General features: G+C 52.8%; 26 protein-coding genes. 8 read left to right on the top strand and 18 right to left on the bottom strand.

Translation table 11 applies throughout. The annotated features are described in order from the left end of the window. Positions 1-73: 73 nt before the first annotated feature. Together J4E70_RS11990 and hslU are read right to left on the bottom strand one after the other, a co-directional pair. Positions 74-1,168 carry an alpha/beta hydrolase gene (locus J4E70_RS11990; protein WP_213889689.1) on the bottom strand — a complete coding sequence of 365 codons (1,095 nt, stop codon included), beginning with the start codon at positions 1,166-1,168 and terminating at the stop codon, positions 74-76. A 57-nt stretch (positions 1,169-1,225) separates the two neighbouring features. Next, complete coding sequence (gene hslU, locus J4E70_RS11995; RefSeq protein ID WP_213889691.1) at positions 1,226-2,533, bottom strand: ATP-dependent protease ATPase subunit HslU; 1,308 nt, start codon at positions 2,531-2,533, stop codon at positions 1,226-1,228. A gap of 162 nt (positions 2,534-2,695) precedes the next feature. Here hslU and J4E70_RS12000 point away from each other — a divergent pair, with 162 nt between their 5' ends. Then, positions 2,696-3,097: a DM13 domain-containing protein gene (locus J4E70_RS12000; RefSeq protein ID WP_213889692.1), complete on the top strand. Its 402-nt coding sequence runs from the start codon at positions 2,696-2,698 to the stop codon at positions 3,095-3,097. 40 nt (positions 3,098-3,137) lie between these two features. On the opposite strand, the gene hslV is transcribed toward J4E70_RS12000, so the two are convergent. The 7 genes from hslV to regB all read right to left on the bottom strand — a co-directional run bounded on the left by hslV (position 3,138) and on the right by regB (position 13,303). Next, a complete protein-coding gene (hslV, locus tag J4E70_RS12005; RefSeq protein WP_213889693.1) occupies positions 3,138-3,695 on the bottom strand; it encodes an ATP-dependent protease subunit HslV in 558 nt (185 codons plus the stop codon). Between the two features lie 234 nt (positions 3,696-3,929). Beyond that, complete coding sequence (gene trxA / locus J4E70_RS12010; RefSeq protein WP_213889696.1) at positions 3,930-4,250, bottom strand: thioredoxin; 321 nt, start codon at positions 4,248-4,250, stop codon at positions 3,930-3,932. Between the two features lie 62 nt (positions 4,251-4,312). Further along, positions 4,313-7,705: a double-strand break repair helicase AddA gene (gene addA, locus J4E70_RS12015; RefSeq protein ID WP_213889697.1), complete on the bottom strand. Its 3,393-nt coding sequence runs from the start codon at positions 7,703-7,705 to the stop codon at positions 4,313-4,315. Next, complete coding sequence (addB, locus tag J4E70_RS12020) at positions 7,702-10,632, bottom strand: double-strand break repair protein AddB (RefSeq protein WP_213889698.1); 2,931 nt, start codon at positions 10,630-10,632, stop codon at positions 7,702-7,704. The genes addA and addB overlap by 4 nt, the downstream gene beginning before the upstream one ends. Next, positions 10,625-11,323, bottom strand: coding sequence for a nucleotidyltransferase family protein (locus J4E70_RS12025; protein ID WP_213889699.1), 699 nt, complete (start codon positions 11,321-11,323; stop codon positions 10,625-10,627). The genes addB and J4E70_RS12025 overlap by 8 nt, the downstream gene beginning before the upstream one ends. Next, the gene (tsaE, locus tag J4E70_RS12030; protein ID WP_213889701.1) at positions 11,316-11,789 is read right to left on the bottom strand and encodes a tRNA (adenosine(37)-N6)-threonylcarbamoyltransferase complex ATPase subunit type 1 TsaE; all 474 of its coding nucleotides are present in this window, start codon (positions 11,787-11,789) and stop codon (positions 11,316-11,318) included. Before tsaE ends, J4E70_RS12025 begins: the two co-directional genes overlap by 8 nt. Before the next feature lie 119 nt (positions 11,790-11,908). After that, positions 11,909-13,303, bottom strand: coding sequence for a sensor histidine kinase RegB (gene regB, locus J4E70_RS12035; RefSeq protein ID WP_213889702.1), 1,395 nt, complete (start codon positions 13,301-13,303; stop codon positions 11,909-11,911). Between the two features lie 99 nt (positions 13,304-13,402). On the opposite strand from regB, the gene J4E70_RS12040 reads away from it, so the two are divergent. Continuing rightward, positions 13,403-14,023: an SCO family protein gene (locus tag J4E70_RS12040; protein WP_213889704.1), complete on the top strand. Its 621-nt coding sequence runs from the start codon at positions 13,403-13,405 to the stop codon at positions 14,021-14,023. A 62-nt stretch (positions 14,024-14,085) separates the two neighbouring features. Further along, positions 14,086-14,640 (top strand): ActR/PrrA/RegA family redox response regulator transcription factor, encoded by a 555-nt coding sequence (locus tag J4E70_RS12045; protein WP_213889706.1) that lies wholly within the window; start codon positions 14,086-14,088, stop codon positions 14,638-14,640. Positions 14,641-14,642: 2 nt separating this feature from the next. Here the strand turns inward: J4E70_RS12045 and J4E70_RS12050 are convergent, their stop codons facing one another. From J4E70_RS12050 to J4E70_RS12060, 3 genes are all read right to left on the bottom strand, one after another. Continuing rightward, positions 14,643-15,512 (bottom strand): LysR family transcriptional regulator, encoded by an 870-nt coding sequence (locus tag J4E70_RS12050; protein ID WP_213889707.1) that lies wholly within the window; start codon positions 15,510-15,512, stop codon positions 14,643-14,645. 305 nt (positions 15,513-15,817) lie between these two features. Further along, complete coding sequence (locus tag J4E70_RS12055; RefSeq protein WP_213889708.1) at positions 15,818-16,261, bottom strand: GNAT family N-acetyltransferase; 444 nt, start codon at positions 16,259-16,261, stop codon at positions 15,818-15,820. Between the two features lie 48 nt (positions 16,262-16,309). Next, positions 16,310-16,906 (bottom strand): HD domain-containing protein, encoded by a 597-nt coding sequence (locus J4E70_RS12060; protein ID WP_213889710.1) that lies wholly within the window; start codon positions 16,904-16,906, stop codon positions 16,310-16,312. A gap of 204 nt (positions 16,907-17,110) precedes the next feature. Between J4E70_RS12060 and J4E70_RS12065 the strand changes: the two genes are divergently transcribed. Continuing rightward, positions 17,111-17,425, top strand: a complete 315-nt coding sequence (locus J4E70_RS12065) for a hypothetical protein (RefSeq protein WP_213889712.1) — start codon at positions 17,111-17,113, stop codon at positions 17,423-17,425. A 104-nt stretch (positions 17,426-17,529) separates the two neighbouring features. After that, on the top strand, positions 17,530-18,924 hold the full coding sequence (gene ahcY / locus J4E70_RS12070; RefSeq protein ID WP_213889719.1) for an adenosylhomocysteinase: 1,395 nt from the start codon (positions 17,530-17,532) through the stop codon (positions 18,922-18,924). Positions 18,925-18,983: 59 nt separating this feature from the next. Here ahcY and lysM read toward each other — a convergent pair whose 3' ends face one another. After that, positions 18,984-19,418, bottom strand: coding sequence for a peptidoglycan-binding protein LysM (gene lysM, locus J4E70_RS12075; protein WP_213889721.1), 435 nt, complete (start codon positions 19,416-19,418; stop codon positions 18,984-18,986). A gap of 189 nt (positions 19,419-19,607) precedes the next feature. On the opposite strand from lysM, the gene J4E70_RS12080 reads away from it, so the two are divergent. After that, positions 19,608-19,949 (top strand): DUF2853 family protein, encoded by a 342-nt coding sequence (locus J4E70_RS12080; RefSeq protein ID WP_213889723.1) that lies wholly within the window; start codon positions 19,608-19,610, stop codon positions 19,947-19,949. A 240-nt stretch (positions 19,950-20,189) separates the two neighbouring features. Here J4E70_RS12080 and J4E70_RS12085 read toward each other — a convergent pair whose 3' ends face one another. Genes J4E70_RS12085 through tsaD form a run of 5 tightly spaced genes read right to left on the bottom strand, consistent with a single transcriptional unit; the run spans position 20,190 to position 23,379 of the window. Continuing rightward, positions 20,190-20,573, bottom strand: a complete 384-nt coding sequence (locus J4E70_RS12085; RefSeq protein WP_213889725.1) for a DUF1761 domain-containing protein — start codon at positions 20,571-20,573, stop codon at positions 20,190-20,192. A gap of 51 nt (positions 20,574-20,624) precedes the next feature. Continuing rightward, a complete protein-coding gene (locus J4E70_RS12090) occupies positions 20,625-21,044 on the bottom strand; it encodes an EVE domain-containing protein (RefSeq protein ID WP_213889727.1) in 420 nt (139 codons plus the stop codon). Further along, positions 21,044-21,316, bottom strand: coding sequence for a YciI family protein (locus J4E70_RS12095; protein WP_213889729.1), 273 nt, complete (start codon positions 21,314-21,316; stop codon positions 21,044-21,046). The genes J4E70_RS12090 and J4E70_RS12095 overlap by 1 nt, the downstream gene beginning before the upstream one ends. Before the next feature lie 3 nt (positions 21,317-21,319). Continuing rightward, positions 21,320-22,285, bottom strand: a complete 966-nt coding sequence (locus tag J4E70_RS12100; RefSeq protein WP_213889731.1) for an NAD(P)H-dependent glycerol-3-phosphate dehydrogenase — start codon at positions 22,283-22,285, stop codon at positions 21,320-21,322. Further along, a complete protein-coding gene (gene tsaD, locus J4E70_RS12105; protein WP_213889733.1) occupies positions 22,282-23,379 on the bottom strand; it encodes a tRNA (adenosine(37)-N6)-threonylcarbamoyltransferase complex transferase subunit TsaD in 1,098 nt (365 codons plus the stop codon). The genes J4E70_RS12100 and tsaD overlap by 4 nt, the downstream gene beginning before the upstream one ends. A 75-nt stretch (positions 23,380-23,454) precedes the next feature. Between tsaD and J4E70_RS12110 the strand changes: the two genes are divergently transcribed. Both J4E70_RS12110 and J4E70_RS12115 read left to right on the top strand, forming a co-directional pair. Further along, positions 23,455-24,165 (top strand): uroporphyrinogen-III synthase, encoded by a 711-nt coding sequence (locus J4E70_RS12110; protein WP_213889735.1) that lies wholly within the window; start codon positions 23,455-23,457, stop codon positions 24,163-24,165. A 90-nt stretch (positions 24,166-24,255) separates the two neighbouring features. Beyond that, a complete protein-coding gene (locus tag J4E70_RS12115; RefSeq protein WP_213889736.1) occupies positions 24,256-25,542 on the top strand; it encodes a COG4223 family protein in 1,287 nt (428 codons plus the stop codon). The last annotated feature ends 10 nt before the right edge of the window (positions 25,543-25,552 follow it).

Consider the following 25,552-nt stretch of genomic DNA (forward strand, 5'->3'; position numbering starts at 1 on the left):
GCTCCAACCAACGGGCAATTCTTTGCGTGATGGAACAAAAATGAAAAGCGAAAACGACAAGAGGGCAGTTGATTTACAGGGGTGACAAAACCACCTGCGTTGCGTTCTGCACGGTTAAAACGGTGCCTTGAAGCAAATCAAGGCGGCCGGCACGATCGTTGCGGAAAGAGCTTTCGAGCATAGGAAGCAGGGACAAAATTCTGATGAGCGCAGGCGAAGATGCTGCCGTGAAATGGCCATCCAGCCCTGTCGAAAAATCCGTAACATCAAAGACGGTGACTTCCAGATCAGAAATAACGTTCGCATTTGTTAGTGTACCCAGCCTATTTGGTTGCCCGGTTAGCCGCGCAGAAAGCCGCAGCGCCCTGTCTTTCTCGGATGCGAAAATAACAAATGGCTGCGGCAGCTTCCCGATACGCATCGCCTGTTGGTGAAACACTTCAACATCGATGTCAGGCGAAATCAGCACGACGCCGCCAAGCGCTCTGCGCAAAACGGATGAGTCCGAAATCGCCATCTGACGAAGCGTTTCCACTGTCAGGAGCGCGCCAAGTGAATGGGCCATCAATAGTATTTTTTCGGCGCCTGCGTTTTGGACCGTGTCAAGCAACTCCTCAAGCCCGTCGCGCGCGAAAAGGACCGAGTCCCGGTCATATCCGTAGCCAAGCGGATGCCCGGCGCTGGGCCATGAATAGTGCACCGCCACTTCAGACAAGCCAAAATCATGGGATATCTGAGCAATCCGATACACCCCCTCGGCAAAATTATTGTTGAAGCCATGTACGTAGACAATTGCCAGCCGTTCACCTGAAGGTCGAGACCGAAGTTCTTTTCGCAGCGCGGCCCTGAAATCATCTGCTCCGGAAAACTTTGTATCCTGTGTCGCGACAAAGTGCTGACGTGGGTCAGGATTTGACCCGGAAATTTCAATGGCCCCAGTCTCATGATCTGGCGGAACGGAAACGTCTAGCCGGCCAAAGGTAACATTTTCAGATCGTCTTGATCCATACTGGCGCGCAGGATCGGCGCGCCGCGAGGTGCCATAAAAAATAGGGTAATTTGTTCCGGCGTCCTGAGCGACTGGATTAACAACAATAATGCCGCGGGGCGCGCAAGCGACGAGGCCGAGACATAGAAAAAGCGTTAAAGCCCGAACGAACACGCCCATAAAATCCCGACCCGAATGAACACTTTCTTGAGTGTTACAGTTTATTTCTAAAAGCGGCTATAGCACGTAGCGACTAAGATCCGTTGATTTTGTGAGCTCGCCCAGATTTGCATCAACAAATTCGGCGTTAACCGTTACGTCAATGCCTGCTTGGTCGGGCGCGGAGAAGCTAAGCTCTTCAAAAACCCGCTCCATAACCGTGTAAAGCCGACGCGCGCCAATGTTCTCGACACTTTGGTTTACGTCCGCTGCAATTTTGGCCAGTGCCGCAATGCCGTCTACGGTAAAGGTCACAGTCACGTCTTCGGTTGCCATTAAGGCAGTGTATTGAAGTGTTAACGCATTGTCCGTTTCGGTAAGAATTCGGACAAAATCACCTTCGGTCAGCGCACGAAGCTCAACGCGAATTGGCAGACGACCCTGAAGCTCGGGCAACAGGTCAGACGGTTTCGCAATGTGAAACGCGCCGCTGGCGATAAACAGAATATGGTCTGTTTTAACGGGTCCGTGTTTCGTTGAGACAACCGTTCCCTCGATCAGCGGCAGCAAATCGCGCTGCACACCCTCGCGGCTTACGTCAGCGCCGCGCGCATCTGCGCGGGCGCAAACCTTGTCAATCTCATCAAGAAACACGATGCCATTTTGCTCGACAGCTTCTAACGCATTTCGCGTAACGATCTCGTCATCCAGTAACTTGTCCGCCTCTTCCCCGATCAATAGCGCATAGCTTTCGGCGACGGTAAGCTTTTTACGCGTGGTTCGGCCGCCCATCGCTTTGCCAAAAAGGTCACCCAAATTCATCATGCCCATGTTCTGACCAGGTTGGCCCGGAACCTCGAACATCGACATCGGGTTAGTGGAGTCGGCGATATCAAGCTCGATCATCGTATCGTCAAGCTCTCCGTTCTTGAGCTTGCCACGAAACATTTCGCGGGTGGTTTCACGGGCGTCTTTACCTGCGATAGCTTCAACAACACGCTCTTCTGCAGCAGCATGAGCGGCGGCTTTTACGTCATCGCGCATCTGTTCGCGGATCATGGCAATTGCACTGTCAGCAAGGTCGCGGACAATCTGCTCTACATCGCGGCCCACATAGCCAACCTCGGTAAATTTCGTTGCCTCAACCTTGATAAACGGTGCGCGCGCAAGCTTTGCCAAACGACGGCTGATTTCGGTCTTACCCACCCCGGTTGGGCCAATCATCAGAATGTTTTTCGGATAAACCTCTTCGCGCAAATCGTCGTTTAGCTGTTTGCGCCGCCAACGGTTGCGCAATGCCACGGCGACAGCACGCTTTGCGCCATTTTGACCAATGATAAAGCGGTCCAGCTCAGACACGATTTCGCGCGGGGTAAGGTCTGTCATAGTTTTTATGTCCAAAAAGAAGAGTAGAGAACAACCTAGTCATACACGCCGAAAACACAAGATCGCACAGTTGGTTCACGCAATATAACCTGTAGGTGAGAGGCGGTATTTATTTACTTTTTATTAACTAAGTTTGCCAAACGAAATTCAAAGGAGGACACCATGATTTCGAAACGCAATATCATCAACCTGTTCGGCGCTGGCGCAACGGCCATCGCCCTTAGCGTGACCGCAATGCCTGCACTAGCTGGAATGAATGGCGACAGCGGCACATTTATTGGCCAGTCCAACCACGTCACCACGGGCGGAGTCTCTATCGTGGAAGAGGGCGGCAAATTCTACGTAGAACTTGCTGATGATTTTAGTCTTGATGGCGGCCCTGACCCACGCGTTGCGCTTGGCAACAATGGGTACGACTCTGATACACTCCTTGGCGAGCTTCGTGAGCTTACAGGCACACAACGTTACGAAATCCCGGCCAGCGTTGATATCAGCGACTACAATCAAGTTTTTATCTGGTGCGAAATCGCCGGTGTTCCACTTGGTGTTGCAACCCTGAACTAAGGCAGACCTCCCAAATGCCTGTCTGACCGCATTTATGTGGTCAGGCTTTAATCTTTTCAACTGTCAGGTTTCCATTGGTGTAAACACAGATATCAGAAGCAATCGCCATAGCTTTACGTGCTATTTCTTCGGCCTTGAGATCGCTGTCCATCATGGCCCGTGCGGCGGCGAGCGCATAGTTCCCACCTGATCCGATTGCCGTCACATCATGTTCAGGCTCCAGAACATCGCCCGCGCCGGTTATGACCAACAGTTCGGTCCCGTCGGTGACAATCAGCATTGCTTCAAGTTTTTGAAGATATTTGTCGGTACGCCAGTCCTTCGCAAGCTCAACAGAGGCGCGCGCCAATTGGCCCGGCGTCGCCTCGAGCTTGACCTCAAGCCGTTCGAGCAGTGTAAAGGCGTCAGCGGTTGAGCCAGCGAAGCCAGCGATAACGTCATAGCCGCCGGGCGCAAGTTTGCGGACTTTACGGGCCGTTCCTTTGATCACTGTTTGACCAAGGCTGACCTGACCGTCGCCGGCAATGACAACCTCGCCACCCTTTTTTACGCCGATAATCGTTGTGCCGTGCCAACCGGGAAAATCTTCGTTAGCCATGTGCCCTCCGTTTGTTCAGACCTATATGGCTTGGTGTTTGGTGAGGTGCAAGGTTACGTGTTCGCAAGAACCCGGTCTGATGCTTTCTCTGGCAATAACGCTTCAACCGCTGTCGCCACAACACAATGAAGAACGCCACCGCCAGCCTCAACACCATTCAAATCGTCTTTCGCTGCCTGCATGAAAAGAAAAGGGGCGCAAAAGCGCCCCGTAATCTTATAGTTATATTAGAGATCAGACAGCTTCGTCGATCCAGCTTTGCAGCGCGGCTTTGGGTGCCGCGCCAACTTTGTTGGAAACAACTTCGCCATCTTTGAACATGAACAACGCCGGAATACCGCGCACACCCAATTGGGCGGGGGAATTTGGGTTGTCGTCCACATTTACTTTGACGACCTTGATCCGGCCTTCGTATTCGGCTGAAAGCTCTTCCAGAGCGGGGCCGATCTGCTTACAGGGGCCGCACCATTCTGCCCAGAAATCTACGATTACTGGAATGTCTGATTGCTTGACTTCGGCGTCAAAGGTTTCGTCGGTGACTGCGACAGTGGCCATAGGCTCTCTCCGAAAAAATGGAATGCGTTGGGAGTGGAACGTAGGTGCCCGACAGGGGGCCGTCAAGGAGAAGCCGCGCGACGAAGCGCTTCAATCACAGCTTCTTGTGAAAGCGGCATCAATTCTGCTGTCCGCGTCCACAAAATGGCAGTCTCAACCGACCGGTCCGGGTAGATTTGTGAGAGCGCTGCCGAATAGGCCCCCATTTGGCGTAATATGCCCTCGGGCACATCAGAAGTATTTTTGGGAACAAGCGCGTTTGATTTGAAATCTACGGCCAAAACACGAGCTGGCTTGATCAGCAACCGATCGATCGCGCCATGAATGCGCTGCCCGTCAAGGTCCGGCAGGTTTGCGGAAACGTCAACTTCGGCAAGGGTATCATCCGAGAATAAAAACGCGAGCTTTGGGTTCATTAAGACCTGCTGCGCCTCTGCTAAAAGCGCGCGCGCCTCTTGCTCGGGTGTAGTGTCTTCTCCCGAGGATAGAATATCAATCGCCAGCGTCCCCCAAGTTTCTGGTGGGTAAACAGGCAGATATTCAAGCAAACGATGCAGCCTTCGTCCTCGCAACAATGCTTCTTCTTCATCTAGCCCGGCATCGCCCAGTAATGCCTTCGCGCCGCCCAAACCAGACGGGGCCGATGTTTTTTCTGTATCTGCCGGAGTGATCGCCCTTTTTTGCGCCCAGTCCGGAAGATCAGCGCGGGCTGCGGTTAATTGATCAGGCTCAACTTTCCCGAGGCCGCTCCAGTCACCTTCTTCAAGCCGCAGCCCCTGCCCGCCCGCAAACATATGCGGTGCAGCACCCGATGTGTTCATTCCGCTTCGGGCGGTTTCATACCAGCTGTTGCCATCTTTACCCAACTCACCAGCCGCCGCGATAATCAGCCATTTTTCAGCCCGCGTCATTGCCACGTATAGCAACCTATCTCGTTCGGCGGCCTGCTTAGCCTTTAACGTTTCATGGGCTTCGGCCATTATCCGGGGCTGCATGTTGGCGGAGGCTTTCCAAACTGGCCCGCGTTCTGTCAGGTAAATCTCGTCTCGCAGGTTCAAATTACGCTGGCCTGTATCAGGCAAAATCACGATGGGTGCCTCCAGCCCCTTTGCGCCATGAACGGTCATCACCCGAATTTGGTCACCAGCACTGTCCATTTGCCGTTTGATTTCAACGTCATCCGCCTCTAGCCATGTCAGAAATCCTGTAAGGCTGGGCACTTGCGCACGCTCATAGGAAAGCGCCTGCGATAGCAGCGCATCGATTCCATCTTCTGCCTCAGAGCCCAGCCGGGCCAGCAGATTTAACCGCCCGCGATAGCGGGTCAGAATCCGTTCAATCAAATCATAGGGCCGCAGATAGTCGGCATCATCGCGCAACGCCTGAAGCATGGCGTGCGTCTCTGGGTGTTCTGCGGCCTTTCCCCGAAGCGCGGCCCAAAGATATTCCTTTTCGCCCCTGCGCTGGGCAAGTGCGTGCAGGGCCTCTTCTGTCCAGCCAAACATCGGGGACCGGAGAGCGGCGGCTAACGAAAGATCGTCTTCTGGCGTGGCCAGAAAAGACAGCAGCGCCGAGATATCTTTGACAGCAAGTTCTGCACCCACTTTCAATCGATCCGCCCCGGCAATAGGCAGGCCGAAATTTTTGCAGGCGCGAATGATTTCATGAAACAGATCAGATCGGCGCTGCACCAGTATCAGAATGTCCCCTGCCCGCACCTTTCGCATTTCAAATTCACCGGTCTGGCCGACTTCTTCGGGAATATTTTCTTTCCCGATCATACCAGCAATCTGCTCGGCGATCTGGGACGCGAGCTTTACCGAGTGGTGGTTTTCAGCGACCTTATCAACCGGATCGAACCAATCCCTGTCTTCTTTTTCCGCGGTTCTCGGAATGGCAGGCCAAAGATCAACGCGCCCGGGCATGTTTTGCTTGAACGAAATGTGATGAATGTCGCCACCCAGGCCGTTGCCCGTTCGTTCCTGAAACGCTGTATCAACAAGGCGAAGTATCGGGTTTGCGGACCGGAACGAATATTCAAGTTGCATGGGCTGAAAGGGAATTTGCACATCGTCCAGTTTTTTCTGAAAATGCGCGCGCATCCTGTCAAACCCATCAGGATCGGCGCCCTGAAAAGAGTAGATGGATTGTTTTTTGTCCCCAACGACGAAGATAGATCGTTCCACCTCTGCGCGTGCGCCTTCACCTGTTGTAAACTCTTGCGCCAACCGTTCAATCACGTCCCATTGCGCAGGGCTTGTGTCTTGCGCCTCGTCGACAAGAATGTGATCGATCCCGCCATCCAACCGGAACAAAACCCACTGCGCAACAAGTGGATCGTTCAGCAAGCCGCGCGCCTTTAAAATCAAATCATCAAAGTCGAGCCAGCCATGGCGTTGTTTGCGTGTGTTGTATTCTGCCAGAAAAACACTCGCGAACTCATGCAATGCAAGCGTTTTTTGGGCGGAATAGAGACTAATTCGCATCTCGCGCGCGGCCTCAACCCGCGCCATTAAACCGTTCAGCTGATCTTGTATAGGCCCAAGCTTTTCGCGAGTGGGTTTCGTTGGAACCGCATCAATTTTGGCAACAAAGGAACCGGCTTTCGTGTCTTTTCCGCTTAGAAAAACACTCTCGAAAATTGTTAGGTCTGAGAAAGAGATTTTATTCGGATCTATGAGAGCCAATCTTGCCGCATTTTTAGCGTCTGTCGGGCCTCCGGCAAACATGAGAGCTACAGCTGTTTGCAGTAAATGAGGCTCATCTCCTTTAAGAACAGCAGTCAACACATCAGACTCGGATGTGTCTGCGTTCAGATCAAACCTCTTCCATACGTCAACGGCGTTGGGTTTTTTGGCAAAGGCTTCTTTGTGTTTTACAATTTCTCGCGTCAGCGCTGAAAAATCTTCGCCAGAATAATAATGCGCGACACCGTCGATGAGTTTGACGTTTGACCCATCGGCAAGCTCTTCAACAATTTCCTCGCGAAGCAGCTTGGCAGCCCTGTCGTCCATTTCCGTGAACTGAGGTGAAACCCGCGCTTCAAGTGGAAAGCGGTGCAGCAGCGATGAGCAGAAGGAGTGGATTGTTTGAATCTTCAACCCGCCCGGCGTTTCGATCGCCCGCGCGAACAGACGCCGTGCCCGGGCGAGAACATCTGCGTCTATTTCAACCTCAACGCCGAGGGTCAGTAAATCCTCCCGCAGCGCAGAATCCTCTTTCATCGCCCAGGAACCCAACCGTTTGAACAACCGATTTTGCATTTCTGAAGCAGCGGCTTTTGTGTAGGTCAGGCATAAGATGTGTTGGGGCGAAACCTCGCCTAGCAGCAGACGCGCAACGCGGTCTGTCAGAACCCTCGTTTTGCCGGATCCGGCGTTTGCCGAAAGCCAGACAGATCCACGCGGATCAGCGGCGCGAACCTGTCGTTCGGTGGCTGCGTCGCGACGTTTCATGGCATTTCCTTTGGTGCCGGCTCCTGGGTTTCATCCCATTCGCCGAAACGCGCCAAGTGGTCAAAGTCGCCCCCAAAGCGCATTTTTGCCATGGCGCGACGAGAGGTATATCCTTGTTTTGGGCCTGAATAGGCTCTAATCAGCGCGTCAAACTCTTGCCAAACCTGATCAAGCCCTGGGTCATCCAGCGGTGCGTGCACTTCCTTTGGCGAACTACCAAGCCCGATGTATGTCGCGCCAGCAACATGTGCCGAGCCGATTTCAGAAAACCCCCCGCGCTCAACCATTGCGGCCTCTAGCAGTAGCTGTTTGTCAAAATAGGTTTGTTCTTCGGCAGAGGGCGGTGCACCGGTTTTGTAGTCGATGATGTACACAGACCCATCAGCGGCGCGGTCAAAGCGATCAGCTTTCGCGGTGAGCGTAAAACCCTGCTCAGCCAGCGAAACGCTTCCTAAAAGTTCTGTCTTTATCGGCGTCGAAATCGCGCGTCGCGCTTGTTCCCCGGCGATAAACCAGTCAGCAACCCTGGCAAGCTTTGCCCACCAAATACGCCGGGCGGCGGGCCAGGGCGCATCTTCGAGCAAAACCTGATCGGCGATGTGCAAAAGCTCTTCTCGTGTAGAGGCGCTTTTTGACAAGAATTGCTCCATCACCTTATGAAGAACGGTCCCGCGTAGGGGCGCATCTGGCGTTTGCTTGATCGGGTCAAGCGGTTTAAGCCTAAGAACGTACTGCGCGTAAACGGCGTAAGGATCGCGGATCAATGTTTTGATGCGTGTCACGGAAAGTTTGCGTGGTCTCTGGTTGGTCGGGGGGTACGGAGAAGGTCTGTTTTCCGCAGGAACAGAGACTTTTGGTGTTGAAAGCGCCTCGGCCATATCAAGCCAGAACTGGCCGCGTTGCTCCATATCTGAATACGCCTCTTTGCCCCCTTGTTCCGTTAAGCCGTTAAGAAGGTTAACAAGCCGATTAACCCAGCGCGAGGGAACTGTTTCAGCCTCGGCGTCGCGAATGGCGCGGGTTAGCCAAACTTCCTTTGCCGCAATGGCCTGCTGAAAGTCATGGGCTGACAGGCCGATGCGCCGCTCGGGCAAAAGCAAGCCGGCATCTTGGCGCATCTTTCGGTTCAACCACGGGTCGGGGGCGGGTTGTTCGGGCCAAACCCCATCATTCAGACCGCCGAGTATGACCAGATCGGCACCCTGAACACGCGCTTCCAGCGTTCCCCAGATCATAATGTTTGAATGTGGGCGGCTTGGGTCACGGACTTCAACGCGCTTAAGGATAGCCAAGAACAACGCGTTGTAATCAGCGGGTGAAAGAATACCGCCAGCACTTGCCTCTCGTTCCAGCTCCTGAACAGCAGCAAGCGCCGCTTTTCCTGCTGGCTTGTCCCAAAGTGTGCCGGCCCCTTCAACGACTGGTCCGGCAGCGAGCTGTTCGGCAATCTGCAAATGGTGCCGGAGATGATCGGAAAGCGGTCTTTCTGAAACCTGTTCCAACCCTCCCAGCATTTCCCCTAACCATTTTGTCCAGTCAAGGCGCCCGTCATCGGCACGTAACTCGGCCCAGCCAGTCAGATCCGCCGGTGTTGGGAAGGGTGGCCCGTAGCGGCGCAGAGACAGCTCTAATTCCCGCGTCCATAAAAGATGTAAGCCGCGATTTTCAGCACCGGTATAGGAAAGCGGATGTTTTAGCAGCGTTAGCAGCGATTCGGATGTCAGTTTTTGACCAAACAGGTTTGAAACATGCCGCAAGAAACGACCCGGTGCTGAAAGGTGCAATGGTCGCCCCGCGCTATCGTCTGGCTCTATCCTCCATTGATCAAGTGCTGCGGTGACTTGCCGCGTAAGTTGGCGATCAGGTGAAATAAGGGCAGCGGTTTCTCCATCTTCTGCCGCTTTGCGCAGACGAAGCGCAATTGCGACCGCCTCAAGACGCGAAGACGGGGCCTCTATCAGGCTTATGGATTCGGTTGATTTGCCAACATCCGTTAACGTGCGCCCCTCTGTCATCCATTGATCTGTTACGGGGGCAGGTCGCAGGGCGAGAGAAACAAGCCGGTTTCGCGGCGGGCTTGGAACAGGGGTGTCAGACCATTTCAGAACGTCACCCGGACCCAGATCCAGCGAATTCATGAGCTTCGCAAACCGATACTGCGGGTGGTCTTCTGTCGTGAGCGCGTTGTCGAGGCTGGTCCAAACAGACGCAGGCATGTCAAAATCAAACCCGGGCAACACGAGGGCACCTTGCGGAAGGCGTGCCACAGCCTGCATTAGCAGATGCGTGGCACCACGAGAGCCGGTTGAACCAGCAACAATCACTGGATGGTCTGGCGGAGAGTCCGCCCAGCGCGAAACAAGCCGTTCTATAACCATGCGCTGACGCGCCTCTGAATCAGGCGCTTTTTCGAACTCATCCTGAAAAAAGCGCTGTATTAGAGATACAAATTTGAGCGCGCGCTCCCAATGTCCAGATTGGTCAGTTACATCCAGTTCCGCTATTTTTTCGGGCGATACACCTTCACCCTGCATTTCATCCATCAAGGCAGCAAGGCTGTCAGCAAGATCAAAAACGGCAGAGCGAGGCGCGAGATCAGGTTGTTGTTTTAACAATTGGGCCACGAGCTGCGAAAGCTCCAGCCGACGTCGCAGCGGCGGGACGGCTGGCGGCAGATCGGCCATTGCAGCATCTTGACCCAAATCCGTCACAAGCCGAAGTCGCGGTAACAAAAGGGCAGGGCCAGAATCAAAAAGGTCGCGCACGCGCCGCTGCATTCTGCGGGTGTTCACAAAAACCTCAACACGCGCCACGTTCTCAGGCGGCATTCCCTGGGTCCGATCCAGCAGGCCGTGTACCAGAGCCTTCGCAAAATCAGCGCCTGGTGGTAGCCCGAAAATTCTGGCCTTTTCGCAAGGGTCAAACATCGCGCACCTCTGCCAACAGATTTTCTGCTTCGGCAATACCTTCGGGGCGGCCGACATCACACCATTGGCCGGGATAGAGCAGGCCATAGATTCGGTTTTCAGCCATCATTTTGTTCCAGAGAACATTCAGCGAAAACACATCGTCAGCGATTTCAGAAAGCCGCTCTGTACAGAGGATTTGCGCGCCGGAATATATATGGCCCGGGCCGCGCGTTAACTGACCGGTGGCGTTCACTACAAAATCACCCGCCCCTGTATGTCCACGCGCATTCTGGGGGGCGACGAGAAGCAAAAGAGCGTCCATTTTCTCTGGATTCCACGCTTCGGCCAATAACTTTAAAGGGTTAGGTCCCGCCCATATTGCGTCAGAATTGAAGGTAAATACCGGGCTTTTCCCAAGAAGCGGGAGCGCGTGACGAAGACCGCCACCCGTTTCCAGAATGGTCTCAAGCTCCTCGGAGAAAACAACATTTCTGTTTGCCAGCTGATCGCGCATCATTTCTGATTTGTAGTGCAGGTTTACAACGGTTCTGGCGATACCTGCGCCCTCGACCTGATCCAATGCGTGATCTATCAGCGCCCGACCGGCAACTTTTATCAGCGGCTTCGGCATTTCAGCGGCAAGCGCACCCATCCGCGTACCAAGCCCAGCAGCAAACAACATAAGTGAATTTGGGTGTGAATCAGTCATGGATCAGATCAAGCACAGGCTGCCAGCGCGCCGATTTGGCCGAGGCCGTCAGATGCCGATGCTCGGCTTCAGCGACGACCGAAAATGAAAGAATAAGGCCGTCGTTAGGCGCAAGATCGGCCAGCCTGTCTGGCCATTCGACGAGGCAAATTGAATTTTCAAAGGCGTCTTCGAGGCCGAGTTCCAGAGCTTCGTTCGGAGAGGTCAACCGATAGAGGTCACAATGCCAGATTTCGACGTCGCCGGCATCATAAGTTTGAACCAAAGTATAGGTTGGCGAAGGTATGTCTTCGGGAACGCTTATCCGTGCAAGAATTACCGCACGTGCAAAATGGGTTTTGCCGGCACCTATTGGCCCCTCAAGCAAAACGGTGTCACCCGCACGCAAATGTGGTGCGATTCTGGCTGCTAGATTTGCAGTTTCCTGAGGTGACGTCAGGAGCTGTTGTGAGGAATAGGCCGACATGGGCTGACTTTAGCTGTCCGGCGGATGGCCGCAAGCCAGATCAGCCATGTTCCTGGGCGCGTAAAGGAATTTATTTGTAGGAACGGCGACAAACTTTTCCCAACGCTAAGCAAAACAGCTCAAACGTCGATCGGTTGGTTTTGACCCAACGCACGCCTCGGCGTCGTTGCTTCGGGCGTATGCCCGAACCTTGGCCATTTCACCTCTACAATTGCGCCGCATTTTTCTGGCCGTTCTTCATCAGCCAGAAAAGGATCAGACCCGTTGGCAAACGTTAGATCCGCGCCGGAGCGTTCCAGAAGAGTTTTGGCTATGAACAACCCAAGCCCCATCCCTTCATATTCCGGCCTTTGGGCACGTTCTGCGGCGCTTCGCCGCCTGCGCACAAAAGGATCACCGATCCGGCCAAGCAGATGCGGCGGAAAACCAGCGCCATCATCGATGATTTGCAGGCGAATATGGTCTTGGGTCCAATGCGCCTCGACCCATACATTTTTTTCAGCAAAATCAACGGCATTCTGAATAAGATTGCGAATACCGTGGATCATTTCTGGCTGTCTGTAGACGATTGGCTGCATGCCACCATCACCTTCCCGGTCAAATGCAAAATGCACCGTTTTGCCGCGGCTAATATGTGGCTCTGCTGCCTCTTCTATGAATGTTGAAAGGGGCGCTGTTCGCATGTGCAGATCATCTTTTCCAATACGGCCCATTGATTGCAGAATCTCGCGGCACCTGTCGGCCTGATCGCGGATCAGCCCTGCATCTTCTCGTAGCTCCGGGGACTCAGACAAATCTTCAATCATCTCGGTGCTGACCAGCTTTATTGTAGCAAGGGGGGTCCCCAACTCGTGCGCTGTGGCCGCGATCACCCCTCCAAGGTCAGTCAATTTTTGTTCGCGCAGAAGCGCTGTTTGGGTTGCGGCAAGAGCCTCGGACATGTTGTGGATTTCAGAACTGACCCTTCGGGCATAGATGCCCAGAAAAACTGTTCCAATGACAATCGACACCCAAAACCCAAAGACGAAAACATTTGGCAGTCTTAGAATGAACCCCTGTTCAGTACGAAGCGGGATATAGTAGGTCGACAAAAGTGTTGTCATGCCCAAAGCGATAAAGCCCAGAAATAGCGTAGACCGCAAATGAAGCGCGGTTGCCGAAATCGTAACGGGCACCATGATTAACAAAGCGAAGGGGTTGTTCAGCCCGCCGGTCAAAAAAACCAGCGCGGAAAGCTGTGAAATATCGAACAGAAGCAGCAACACGGCCTGCGTTTCTGTCAGCCTCTTATTTTCCGGATAAACAAAAATTGAAATCAGGTTTGCAATAACAGACGCGCTCAGGGCCATTAAGACCAAACCAAGTTCAAGCTGCAGGTGGTAATACCGCAACGCTATGGTTATTGCGGTGACCTGACCAATGATCGCGACCCAGCGCAAAACCATAAGCGTACGCAAGCGAACCCAGTCGCTCCTGGCGTCGCTGATAAAAAGGGCAGTGTCTTTTTTTGTCATACGCTCGCCAAACTGTGATTGCATCAATCTGTGCAATTGTTAGTCATGCGCGTAGACGTGATCAATGCGCAGCAGACGAAAACCGTAAAGAGGGTAAAAATGGCAAAAACTTATGCAATTGTCGCGGGCACAGCGATTGTCGCGCTTTTGGCGGGCCTTTGGTTTGCAACAGCCCGAAACGCGGCCGATATTTTTGCGGCCTGCAGGGCATCGCAAATTGCTGGCGGTACAGGTAGTATTGGTGGCCCATTTACACTGGTCAATCAGCAAGGTCAGACCGTAACAGACAAAGAAGTCATTACGGGCCCGTCCATCGTCTATTTTGGTTATACATTTTGTCCCGACATTTGCCCGGCGGATACTGCGCGCAATGCAGAAGCTGTCGACCTTCTGGAACAGCAAGGGATAATGGCGACCCCTGTCATGATTTCGATCGACCCAGAGCGGGACACACCAGAAGTGATGGCGGATTTCGCATTCAACCTGCATGAGCGGATGATCGGATTAACCGGAACTGTGGAGCAGGTCAAAGCAGCGTCGCGGGCCTATAAAACCTACTATCAGAAACAAGAGGGCGACGAGGAATACTATCTCGTAAACCACTCAACGTTTAGCTATCTCGCTCTACCAGAGTATGGGGTTGTTGAGTATTACACACGTGATATGACCGCAACTGAGATGGCGGAAAGCGTTACCTGCTTTGTAGAAACGGCGAGCTAAATTGACCCGCTGCACGCAACCGCATACAAGGGACGCTAGGACAACGCGCGCAAGGTATTTTAATGACAGACCGAGAATTACTTGAGATCGGAGATGACAAGTCTCTGCTTCTCGTAGATGACGACGAGCCATTTCTGCGCCGTCTGGCGCGAGCCATGGAAAAACGTGGCTTTGAGCCAGAACTGGCCGGGTCTGTTGCGGCTGGTAAGGCGATTGCGACAGCCCGCCCCCCTGCATACGCGGTCGTTGATCTGCGGCTTGAGGATGGCAACGGCCTGGATGTGGTTGAATTGCTGCGCGAACGCCGCCCCGGTGCGCGGATTATTGTATTGACTGGATACGGCGCTATCGCAACAGCGGTTGCAGCCGTAAAGATAGGGGCGACTGATTATCTTTCTAAGCCTGCTGACGCGAATGACATAACGGCCGCCTTGTTGGCGAACGGTGATGCCCTGCCACCACCACCAGAAAACCCAATGTCTGCAGACCGGGTTCGCTGGGAACACATTCAGCGTGTTTATGAGTTGTGCAATCGTAATGTAAGCGAAACGGCGCGGCGCCTGAATATGCATCGCCGCACGTTGCAACGGATTTTGGCGAAACGAAGCCCACGCTAATCTTAGCTGCAACAACGCAACCAGTCGATAAATGGCGCAAGCGATGGGTGCATATGGTTTTCGCGCGTCACGATGTAGTAGCCAAGTTCGCCCGAATCTTCCTGAAATACGCTAACCAGGGTTCCGTTTTTCAAATCACTTTCAACCAGCGCATAAGCCTGAATCGACAGTCCGTACCCTTGCCGTGTTGCTGACAAGACCAGGGTATTGGTTGCGAAGGTTGTGATCTGCGACTGGTTCAGGTTTATACCATGCGCCTCGGCCCAGAGTCGTTGTTCAGGGTGTCCCTGTTCAATCAGCCAGACGTGTTTTGATAAATCGGATGGGCCGCCAAATTCGATTTTTTCCGCAAACTTCGGGCTGCAGGCGATCACATAAGTGGATTGCGTAAGCCGCTCTGCCTTATGCCCCGGCCAGTTCCCGCCCCCGTATCGGATCGCAAAATCGATTTGGCCGCGCTTCAGGTCGAGCACTTTCGTCGTTGGAACGATCGAAATTTCAAGGCCCGGACGATCAGCCCAAAATGCACCAAGCCGCGGCATAAGCCAGTTTTCAGCAAAACTTGGCGTTGTGGAAATTGTAAGAGGGCGCGTTGTTGCATCTGAAATCAGGTCCTTAATGCCTGCCTCAATCGTCCCAAACCCATCACTTAACGTGTCAGCCAGCCGACGCCCTGCTTCCGTTGGCTCCATCAGTCGTCCGTGTCGTTCGATCAAAGATTGAGAAAACCTCGCCTCTAATCCGCGCACGTGCTGCGCAATCGCCGCATGGGTCACATTCAGCTCTCGTGCTGCCGCGCTAAAATTCTTTAACCTCGCTGCGGATTCAAAAGCGCGAAGCGCAGCGAGTGAAGGGATATTTCGCCAATCCATAGTCTACCTGATAGTTCAGCTTACAAAATAGAAATTTTTAAGATTAGCACAATAGGATGAACGCTTTTATTTCTAACGTATGAAAACGACGAATTGGAGAATGACATGTTATCTATTCTAGCAGACAGTCTGTTAACCGCAACATGTGTAAAACGTGGTTGCAGAGTGCCAGAGCATCCAAAGCCGCATGCAGATCGCTTTATTCCGACACGTAATCGCACCGAGAAGCGGCTGGGAAAGAAGTTTAACTCGCTTAGGGATCTCTGGTAAAAATTAGCAGGCGCGGCCTCTCCCTGCTGCGCCTGCTAAAGCGTGAAGCGTTTGCTGATCCTGTCAACAAGTGTACCGTCGCTGAGCGGAACGTCACAATCAAGGCGCCATATTTCAAAGCCCAGGGATGCATAATAAGCAAGACCGCCTTTTTTATCAGCCCTGATCGTTGCGTTGATCCAGCGATACCCAGCATTACGCGCCGCGATTTTGGTGGCCTCAAACAAACCTGTGCCGATACCCATTTTGACCGCGCCGATCCGAACAAAGCTCGCGATGTCGCACGCCTCGATAGGCAACTTCTTATTCGGCTCAAAATACTGAAACCCCACTATTTGTTTTTCCGGAGTTTCTGCTACATGCCAGCCGTTTCTGCCCTGATGGGCATCCATCCATTCAATCAAGACCGAAGGTGCCGTCGGTTTTTGCATGGCAGTCGTTCCGCCAACCTGAACGATCTGATTGAGGATTTCTGCCATACCAACAGCATCATAACGAAAGGCGGGCCGTACAGAAAAGTCACTATTTCAGCCCAATTCCGCTAAAAGCAGCCGATGCCTCGCGGTATAATCATTGCGAACCTCAAGCGGTGGCCGTAGCCGGATCGTTAAGCCATCAATCATATCGGGCGGCGGTTTGCCAAAAAACTTGTCCGCCTCTTTCTTTGTAAACCCGGCGATCTGGGTGGCCTCGAGCCAAGCAGAAATTTTGTCAGCTTTTTTTATTTGACGCTTAACAGAGATAGGCGTCGCGGTGGGCAATCCAAACCGCAGGTGAATTGCTGCAGTCAGCCGATCATCAAGTGAACTATACCCAAGACCCACGGCAGCTTTCACAGGTGAAATCATGTCTCCTATTACGTACTCGGGCGCATCATGCAGAAGCGCTGCAAGTTTCCACTTTGCTGGGGCATTTGGGGAAAGTCGCATGTAAATCTGTTCAACCAACAAGGAGTGTTCGGCAACTGAATATGCAAAATCACCCTGTGTTTGCCCGTTCCAGCGCGCAACAAAAGCTAACCCATGTGCGATATCCTCGATCTCTATATCAACTGGGGTCGGGTCGAGGAGATCTAGCCTGCGACCTGAAAGCATTCTCTGCCAGGCTCTGGGTGGTGTTGCCATTGTGCTACATCCTCTTTTTAAGCCACTCTATCGCCGCATTTTTCATTCAGCGTAGACGAATAGATCACGTGCTGCCGCCGTTTGTGTGAAGATTTGTGTTTTGAACACAGACGTACGGACCATGATCTTATTAGTCGAGGGGGGCACTGTCATCCTCCCGGCGTGCCCTCCTCAAAACCGAAGCACTAACGAAAGGAGCTTGCTATGTTCAAGCGTCTTCTTACAGCCGGGCTTTTGTTCGGCATGGCAGCAACGGCCCCCCCGGCGCACGCAACATCCTGCGCGATGCGCGACCAGGTCGTCGACCGGCTAAAATCAGAATTCTCCGAGCAACTAACAGCCGGGGGTATTCAGGCGACACGATCGGCACAGACACTCCTAGAAGTCTGGGCCTCCCCAGAAACAGGCACATTTACAGTTATGTTAACCAGCCCAAATGGCGTTAGCTGCATCGTGGCAGCCGGCACAGATTGGTTTCATGACCTGCCAACGCCAGAACCAGCAGGCCAACCAAGTTAACCAACGCTTTGGTGCGCCTAACGTAGTTTCGGCTAACCTATTGTCGGTCCGACGACTGAATGCTATCTGCTGCGCGAAAGTTATTCGCAAGGAGCGTGGGCAGGATGCCAAAGGATTACATCGTAAAAGATATTTCGCTGGCCGAATACGGCCGCAAAGAACTGGATATCGCCGAAACAGAAATGCCGGGCCTAATGGCTTTGCGGACAGAGTATGGCGACAGCAAACCACTTAAAGGCGCACGTATTGCCGGGTCATTGCATATGACCATTCAAACGGCTGTTTTGATCGAAACGCTTGTTGTCCTTGGCGCGGATGTGCGCTGGGCGTCCTGCAACATCTTTTCAACTCAAGACCACGCCGCCGCCGCTATCGCCGCAGGTGGAACTCCTGTTTTTGCGATCAAGGGTGAGACACTCGAAGAATACTGGGACTACGCAGACCGTATCTTCACGTTCGAAGAGGGTGGTGCAAACATGATTCTGGACGATGGTGGTGACGCGACGCTTTACATTCTTCTTGGTGCACGGGTCGAAGAAGGTGAGACAGACATTATCGAGAAACCGGAGTCTGAAGAAGAGGTCGCCCTTTTTGCCCAGATTAAGAAGCGGCTAAAAGACAGCCCCGGCTGGTTCGTCAAACAACGCCACATGATCCAGGGCGTGACAGAAGAAACCACCACAGGCGTCCACCGTTTGTATCAAATGATGGAAAAAGGCCATTTGCCTTTCCCGGCGATCAACGTAAACGATTCTGTCACCAAATCGAAATTCGACAATAAGTATGGCTGTAAAGAGAGCCTAGTCGACGGTATTCGTCGCGCGACAGATACAATGATGGCTGGCAAAGTTGCTGTTGTCTGCGGCTATGGCGATGTTGGTAAAGGGTCTGCCGCGTCTCTTTGCGGGGCTGGCGCGCGCGTTAAGGTAACCGAAGTTGACCCGATCTGTGCGCTTCAGGCCGCGATGGATGGTTTCGAAGTGGTTGTATTGGAAGATGTCATTGATAGCGCAGACATTTTTATTACGACGACCGGAAACAAAGACATCATTCGTATCGAACATATGCGCGCGATGAAAGATATGGCGATTGTTGGCAACATCGGCCATTTCGACAACGAAATTCAGATCGCTTCACTTAAGAACCACAAGTGGACAAACATCAAAGAACAGGTCGATATGATCGAAATGCCCTCGGGCAACCGGATCATTCTATTGTCAGAGGGCCGCTTGCTGAACCTTGGCAATGCAACGGGACATCCGTCTTTTGTGATGTCAGCAAGTTTTACAAATCAGGTACTTGCACAGATCGAACTTTGGACCAAAGGCGACGAATATAACAACGAAGTTTATATTCTTCCAAAACATTTGGACGAAAAAGTCGCGCGTCTGCATCTGGACCGTATCGGCGTGAAGCTGACGACGCTGAAAAAAGAACAGGCTGATTACATTGGCGTGAATGTTGAGGGCCCTTATAAGCCAGAGCATTACCGCTACTAACGGGATCCCATAAAACTAAAAACCCGCGCCGCAGTTTGGCGCGGGTTTTTTTGTGAAACTTAAGCAGATTTTCCGCCGGGAACCCGCAGAACCTGACCGGGATAAATTTTGTCCGGATGGCTCAGCATCGGCTTATTCGCCTCGAAAATTTCTTTGTAGCGATTACCATCGCCAAGCGTCTTCGTCGCTACCGCCCAAAGCGTGTCACCTTTTTCAACGGTGTGAAAAACGGATTCCCCTTCTAGGTCCGCCTCGACCGAAGAGATGCCCGCGACGTTGCCAACAGCCAGAACAATCTTTTCTTTTTCTTCTGTCGACATCGTTCCGCCACTTACTTTTACCTTTCCATCAGTAACGGTTATATCGAACCCGTTTGTATCCAGGCCAAGTTTTTCAACCTCTGCCTTCAACGCTTCTTCGGGCTGTATTTCTGACGCTTCGGCAGAGCCAATCAAAGATTTCCCTGCATTCTTCACAAAGTTCCATAGTCCCATCTTGTCCTCCAGAGTTGGTTGGGTTGTATGGCGGCAATTTGCGCCGGTCGTATTGCGCAAACTAGGGGGAATTATCCGGCAATCTTTTCCTTTGTTATCTTCACGAATGGTTCTAGTCTGCATTTGGACGGCTCGATGTTACGGGCTAGCGGCGGGGGGTTGCCCCGAAATTATTGTTTGGAGATTCCCATGGGAAAAAGAGACGATCTTATTGCGCAATACGCGGATGATTTGAAAAACAAATGCGGCATTACACCTGATATGGATTTGCTAACCAAAGTCACCATCGGTTGCGGCCCGGCAATATACGATGCGGATGCATCGACAGTAGCTGGATCTCAGGAGCATGAGCTCGATACAGTCAAAAACAATTTTCTCATCAAGAAACTCGGTCTGAATGATGGTCCTCAATTGATGGACGCAATCAACGCAGTTATCGAAACCTATGGTAAATCAGAGCGCAACAAATACCGCGCGGTTGTCTACTATATGCTTACAAAACATTTCGGTAAAGAATCCGTCTACGGCTGATTGGCCGAGGGGATTAACGCAAGCGCCCGCCTTTTGGCGGGCGTTTTCGTTATAAGCAACCGTGCTTTGGTGAGTTTAATTTTACTAGTTTTGTTGCAGTAATTTTGTTGCCTTGATGGCCGAGCGCATCTAGTTTCAGATCAATGGCCAGAACAGCCGGGACCTTTTGAAGAACACGTGTGGTGCTGAGGGAGCACGTGGGGTGGCGGAGGGTTCTGGTGTTTCAGGGCCCTCCGTATTTCAAACTAAAACCAACACAAGACCCATAATTGTACAGCCGAACGTTGCGTAGCCTCCATCAATAAGTGTAAGCGCGCGTGGGCGCATGCTAAAGGCGTAATTCGTCAATATCCACGGGCTGACAATGAATATTCCCAGTCCGAAACCGCCCATTAACCCCGTTCCAACTGTGTCTATTCCGGAAATGAAAAAGATGTGACGCATCATCCCCGCGACGATCAGAGCCGAAACAAAGCTAATGATATAGGGTTTTGGATCTTTGCGGTTGATCTCGCTCTCTCGAAGTCCCGCAGCGGCCATCCAAGGCTTCGCAAGCGCCATATACCAGACAGCCCCAAACGCATAAGACGCAATTGCAGCTATTACAACAGACAGAAAACCCATGTCGTCCTCCTATGATTTATGGTGGAATAGTGACTGAAATACAGGAAAATGCTAGCTTTTTAAGCCACCCATTCCGCAGACAGTTTTCCATTCTTTTTCCGTTACAGGCTGCACCGACAAACGGGTATTGTTGACTAGGACCATGTTTTCAAGGCGCGGCTCTTCCTTACACATTTGAAGTGTGACTGGCAGCTTAAGCGGTTTGACCGCTTTTATATCCACGCAATCCCAGCGAAGATCATCGGTTGTCGTATCGGGGTGCGACTCTGCGCAAACCTCAACGATTCCGACAATCTCTTTTTCCTTTTGTGAATGATAGAAAAACCCGAGGTCGCCAATTTTCATCCGACGCATATTGTTGCGTGCCTGATAGTTGCGCACACCATCCCATTGTTCGCCAGCGTCACCTTTGGCAACCTGCTGGTCCCAACTCCAGGTTGATACTTCGGATTTAAACAGCCAGTAGGCCATCAGCCAATCACCCTTTTCCATTCCTGCAGGTCTACGCTCTCAAAAAGTCCTGCCTTTGCATAGGGGTCATTTTCGGCCCACTTTGCTGCATTTGCAATGCTGTCGACGGACAGAACAATCAGCGAGCCACACATCTGACCATTCGCATCCAGAAACGGGCCTGCCTGTTCTACAACACCGGTTTCTTCAAGATAGGCAAGGTGGGCAGGACGGTTGTCCATCCGGATTTGCAGGGATCCGGGTTTGTCTTTGACGATAAGCGCTACACGCATTGGTCATTCCTCTTTCAACGGGCGGGACAATAACGTTTTTACCGCCTCTTCCACAGTTAACTTTTGATCAAGCACTGCTGCGATTACATCAGCAATGGGCATCTCAACTTTGTGTTTTTTTGCGAGATTAGAGACTGCTTTTGCTGTTGCAACCCCCTCTACCGTTACATTTTGGTCGAAGGCCTCTCCGCAACCAAGTGACAAACCAAAGGCATAGTTTCGCGACTGGGCAGATGTGCAAGTGAGGGCAAGGTCACCAAGGCCTGAAAGCCCCAACAGTGTTTCTGACCTTGCGCCCAGTGTCGCGGCCAAGCGCAACATTTCTGCGTACCCCCGCGTCATGATGGCTGCGCGCGCACTTTCTCCAAGATTGGCACCAATCGCGATCCCGCAGGCTATAGCGACAACATTTTTCAGAGCGCCCCCAAGCTCTGCCCCAATCGTGTCGTTGGTTCGGTAAAGACGCAAGTTTGCTGTTGAGATCTCATGTTGAAGATCTTTTCCAGCTGTTTCGTCGTTGCAGGCGAGGGTCAGGGCCGTCGGCAGGCCTCGCGCGATGTCAGCCGCAAAGCTTGGCCCGGTCAGAATGGCGGCGGTCGCAGAAGGAACGTGGTGTCGAATAAGCGAGGTCGCGCCCGAGAGGCTGTCAAGATCTACACCCTTACAGCATGCGACCAGTGATTTATTTGCAAGGATGTCTTTGTGACAAACCAAAAACCCAGAGAGTTGCTGCATCGGGACGCAAAGAAGCAGCGTATCGGAATTTGCGGCGATCTGGATGTCTGAGATAACCAGCAGGTTCTCTGGCAGCCGTACACCTGGAAGCCGACGCGCATTTTCACGCATGTCTTGCATAGATGCGGCCGCGCCTGAGTCTCTGGCCCAAAGGGTGACGGGCTTCCCATTGCGCGAAATCGAAATTGCCAGCGCAGTTCCGAAAGCGCCCGCACCAAGTACCGATACACTCATGCCTTCGCCCCTTTCTTTCCAGAGCCCAGCATGCTTGGACTTGTTTTATCCAGCGGCCAGCGAGGCCGCGCAGACAATGTCATATCGTCGCGTGCCCCAGATCGATATCTTTGAAGTCCGGCCCAGGCGATCATGGCTGCATTGTCAGTACAAAGCGCGAGCGGCGGCGCGGTGAACCGTACGTCGAACTCGGCAGAAACAGTCTCTAATAAAGCGCGAACTCGTTTGTTTGCTGCAACACCTCCGGCAACCGCGAAAGCAGGGTGGGTTGGGTTTTCAGACAAGTAGAGTTTCAATGCGCGGCGCGATTTTTCTGCCAGAACATCCGTTACGGCCTGTTGAAAGGCAGCACATAAATTGGCGCGGTCAACCTCTCTCAGGCCGCCATGTTTCGCAACAAGCAGATCCCGGGCGCGAAGCAGCGCAGTCTTCAGCCCGGAAAACGACATATCGCAATCTGGCCGGTCAAGCAGGGGGCGGGGCAGGGGGATTTGCGCCGCATCTCCGGACATGGCGCAAGCCTCGACGGCTGGCCCGCCGGGCTGGCCCAAGCCAAGCAGTTTAGCGGTTTTGTCAAACGCCTCGCCAGGGGCGTCATCAATTGTTCCGCCAAGCCGGCTAAAGTCGTCGACACCACGCACAATTAAAAATTGGCAATGCCCACCCGACACCAAAAGCATCAGGTAGGGGAACTCCAAGTCATCGGTTAATGTGGGCGTGAGGGCATGGCCCGCAAGGTGATTGATGCCGACCATTGGCAGGCCTGTCCCTATGCTAAGCCCCTTAGCGCACATTACAGCAGAGAGAACCCCACCAATCAGGCCGGGGCCCGCTGTTACCGCAATTCCATCAATTTCCCGCAATGTTAGAGCCGCTTTCTTCAAAGCTTGCTCTACACAAAGGTCGAGCCTTTCAGCATGTGCACGTGCCGCAATCTCTGGAACGACACCGCCGAAATCGGCGTGTAACTCAGACTGTCCCATGACAACCGAAGAAAGTATTTCAGGACAAGAACCGGGCGTATGACGCACAACGGCAGCGGCTGTATCGTCGCAGCTGCTCTCTAGCCCAAGGAAAGTTAACGTTGTGTTCATTGCTGCGCCGGTTGCGAAGGGTTCCTTTGGCAGGTAACACCAGAGAGAGGCGCAGACAATCCCGGCAGGTGGCACTTGGCCCAATTCACACCAACACTTTTGCTGACGCGGCCCCAAATGCAGGCAGAACGCTTTGCATCGATTTGCCAGTCAGAGTTTGGCGATACAGTCAAAATTATTGTCTCGCCGGTTGTTCAGATCAAATCTGAAACGCCGGACATCCAGCCCGAAAGATTTGAGGGCTTTATCTTCACGTCCGAAAACGCGGTGCTGGCCGCTAAAAACCTTTGGCCGCATTTGCAAGGGCCAGCCTTCTGCGTCGGTGACAGAACTGCAAAGGTTGCGGGTGATGCGGGTTATGAATCAATATCCGCGAACGGAACCGCAGAAGATCTGATCAGAATGATCAGGGAACTGAAACCTGCTGGCCCATTGCTCCACTTAAGAGGCAGACAGACCCGCGGAGATATTGCCCAGACACTGACAAAAGCGGGCCTACAAACAACAGAGGCAATTTTGTATCGGCAAGTTCCAGCAGAACTTACGGACGAAGCGAACGAATGTTTGTTGGGTGAAAGCCTGGTGATTCTTCCCCTTTTTTCCCCGCAAGGTGCGAAGCTATTTTTTAAACAGGTAAAAACTGTTACTGCACCGCTGCGAATTGTAGCCCTGAGCGAGGCCGTAAAAGCTGAAATATCTGGCTCTGTTCAGGCGAAAACCGTTGTTTCTGCGCATCCAGGGGGGCTAGGTATGATTGATGCGATAGCAGGACTTATAGACGCATGAAGGTCGCTTGAGAGAGCCGGATGACCAAGCTAGTCTCAGGGTATCGTGCGGGGTGCCGTATTTGTGATTGTAGAAAAAGGGTAGGGTCCGTTGGCCAGTTCCAGAAAACCAAGAACCACGGCAAAGAAAAAGGCAGAGGCGGATAAACCGCAGGATGACAAAATAGAAACTGTTGATCTTGTAGAGCCTGAGGTTCAAGAACAAAAATCCGAAGATCGAAAAGATGAATCGACGGAAGACGCTGATAAATCTGACGACGCTAAACCCATAGAGGAGGAAGCGGCGGTCGAGGCGGATCAGCCAACCAGCGCCGAATCTCTGCCCGAAGCTGAACCCGAACAGGAGCAGCCGACCCCGGAAGAACAACCCGCACCCGAAGAGACACCCAAAGAAGCGGTGCCTGAAAAACGCGGCGGTTTTGTTCCGATGCTTCTTGGAGGCGCTGCAACGGCGGCGATAGGATTTGGTGTAGCCCAATTCGTCGATCTACCTTTGGGACAAAACCCGTCTGCTGATATTGAAGCAGCACTTGATGCACAGACAGCGCGGTTTTCTGAAATAGAAAACGCGGTAGCAGCAGCTTTAGACGACTCAGCGATCATGTCACAAATTTCGAATTTGCAGGCCACGGTTGAAGCTGAACAAGCTGCGACGACACAAGGACTTGATGATCTTACTTCGAAACTGGCTGAAATAGACGTCCGGTTAACCGAGGTTGAAAAGCTCCCGGTGAGCGGATCAACGGCAAGCAGCGCGGCGGTGGCGGCGTATGAACGGGAATTGCAGGCTCTGCGAGAGATGTTCGAAGCGCAGAACGCAGAGATTCAAACTATTGCCAGCACAGCCGCCGCTCAGGTCGAAAGCGCAGAGCGCCTTGCTAAAGAGGCCGCTGTTCAGGCTGCTGTTTCGCGGATTGAGGCAGCGCTTGATAGCGGCGGCCCCTTCGCCGAGGCACTGAATGATCTGAAATCGGTTGGGAATATTGAAATTCCGGCAGAACTAGGCGCGGTCGCCACGGCCGGGGCACCAACCCAGATGGGCTTGCAGGAACAGTTTCCAGATGCGGCGCGGGCAGCGCTTCAAGCTTCGATACAGTTGGGTGTGGAAGACGGAACAACGTCGCGGCTGACCGCATTTTTGCGCACCCAGCTTGGCGCACGTTCGCTTGAGCCAAGAGAGGGTGATGACGCCGACGCCATTCTGTCACGCGCAGAGGCTGCGTTGCGTGATGGCGACATCGAAACGTCGCTCAGTGAAATTGCGGCGCTTCCAAATGTTGGACAAGACGCGCTGGCAAATTGGGTAGCGAACGCCATGGCGCGGCAATCGGCGCTGGCCGCAGTTGAAAAGCTCACCGAATCTATCGGCAGCAACTAGGAACAAATTG

Source organism: Pseudohalocynthiibacter aestuariivivens (genome assembly GCF_018457175.1).
Lineage (GTDB): Bacteria > Pseudomonadota > Alphaproteobacteria > Rhodobacterales > Rhodobacteraceae > Pseudohalocynthiibacter > Pseudohalocynthiibacter aestuariivivens.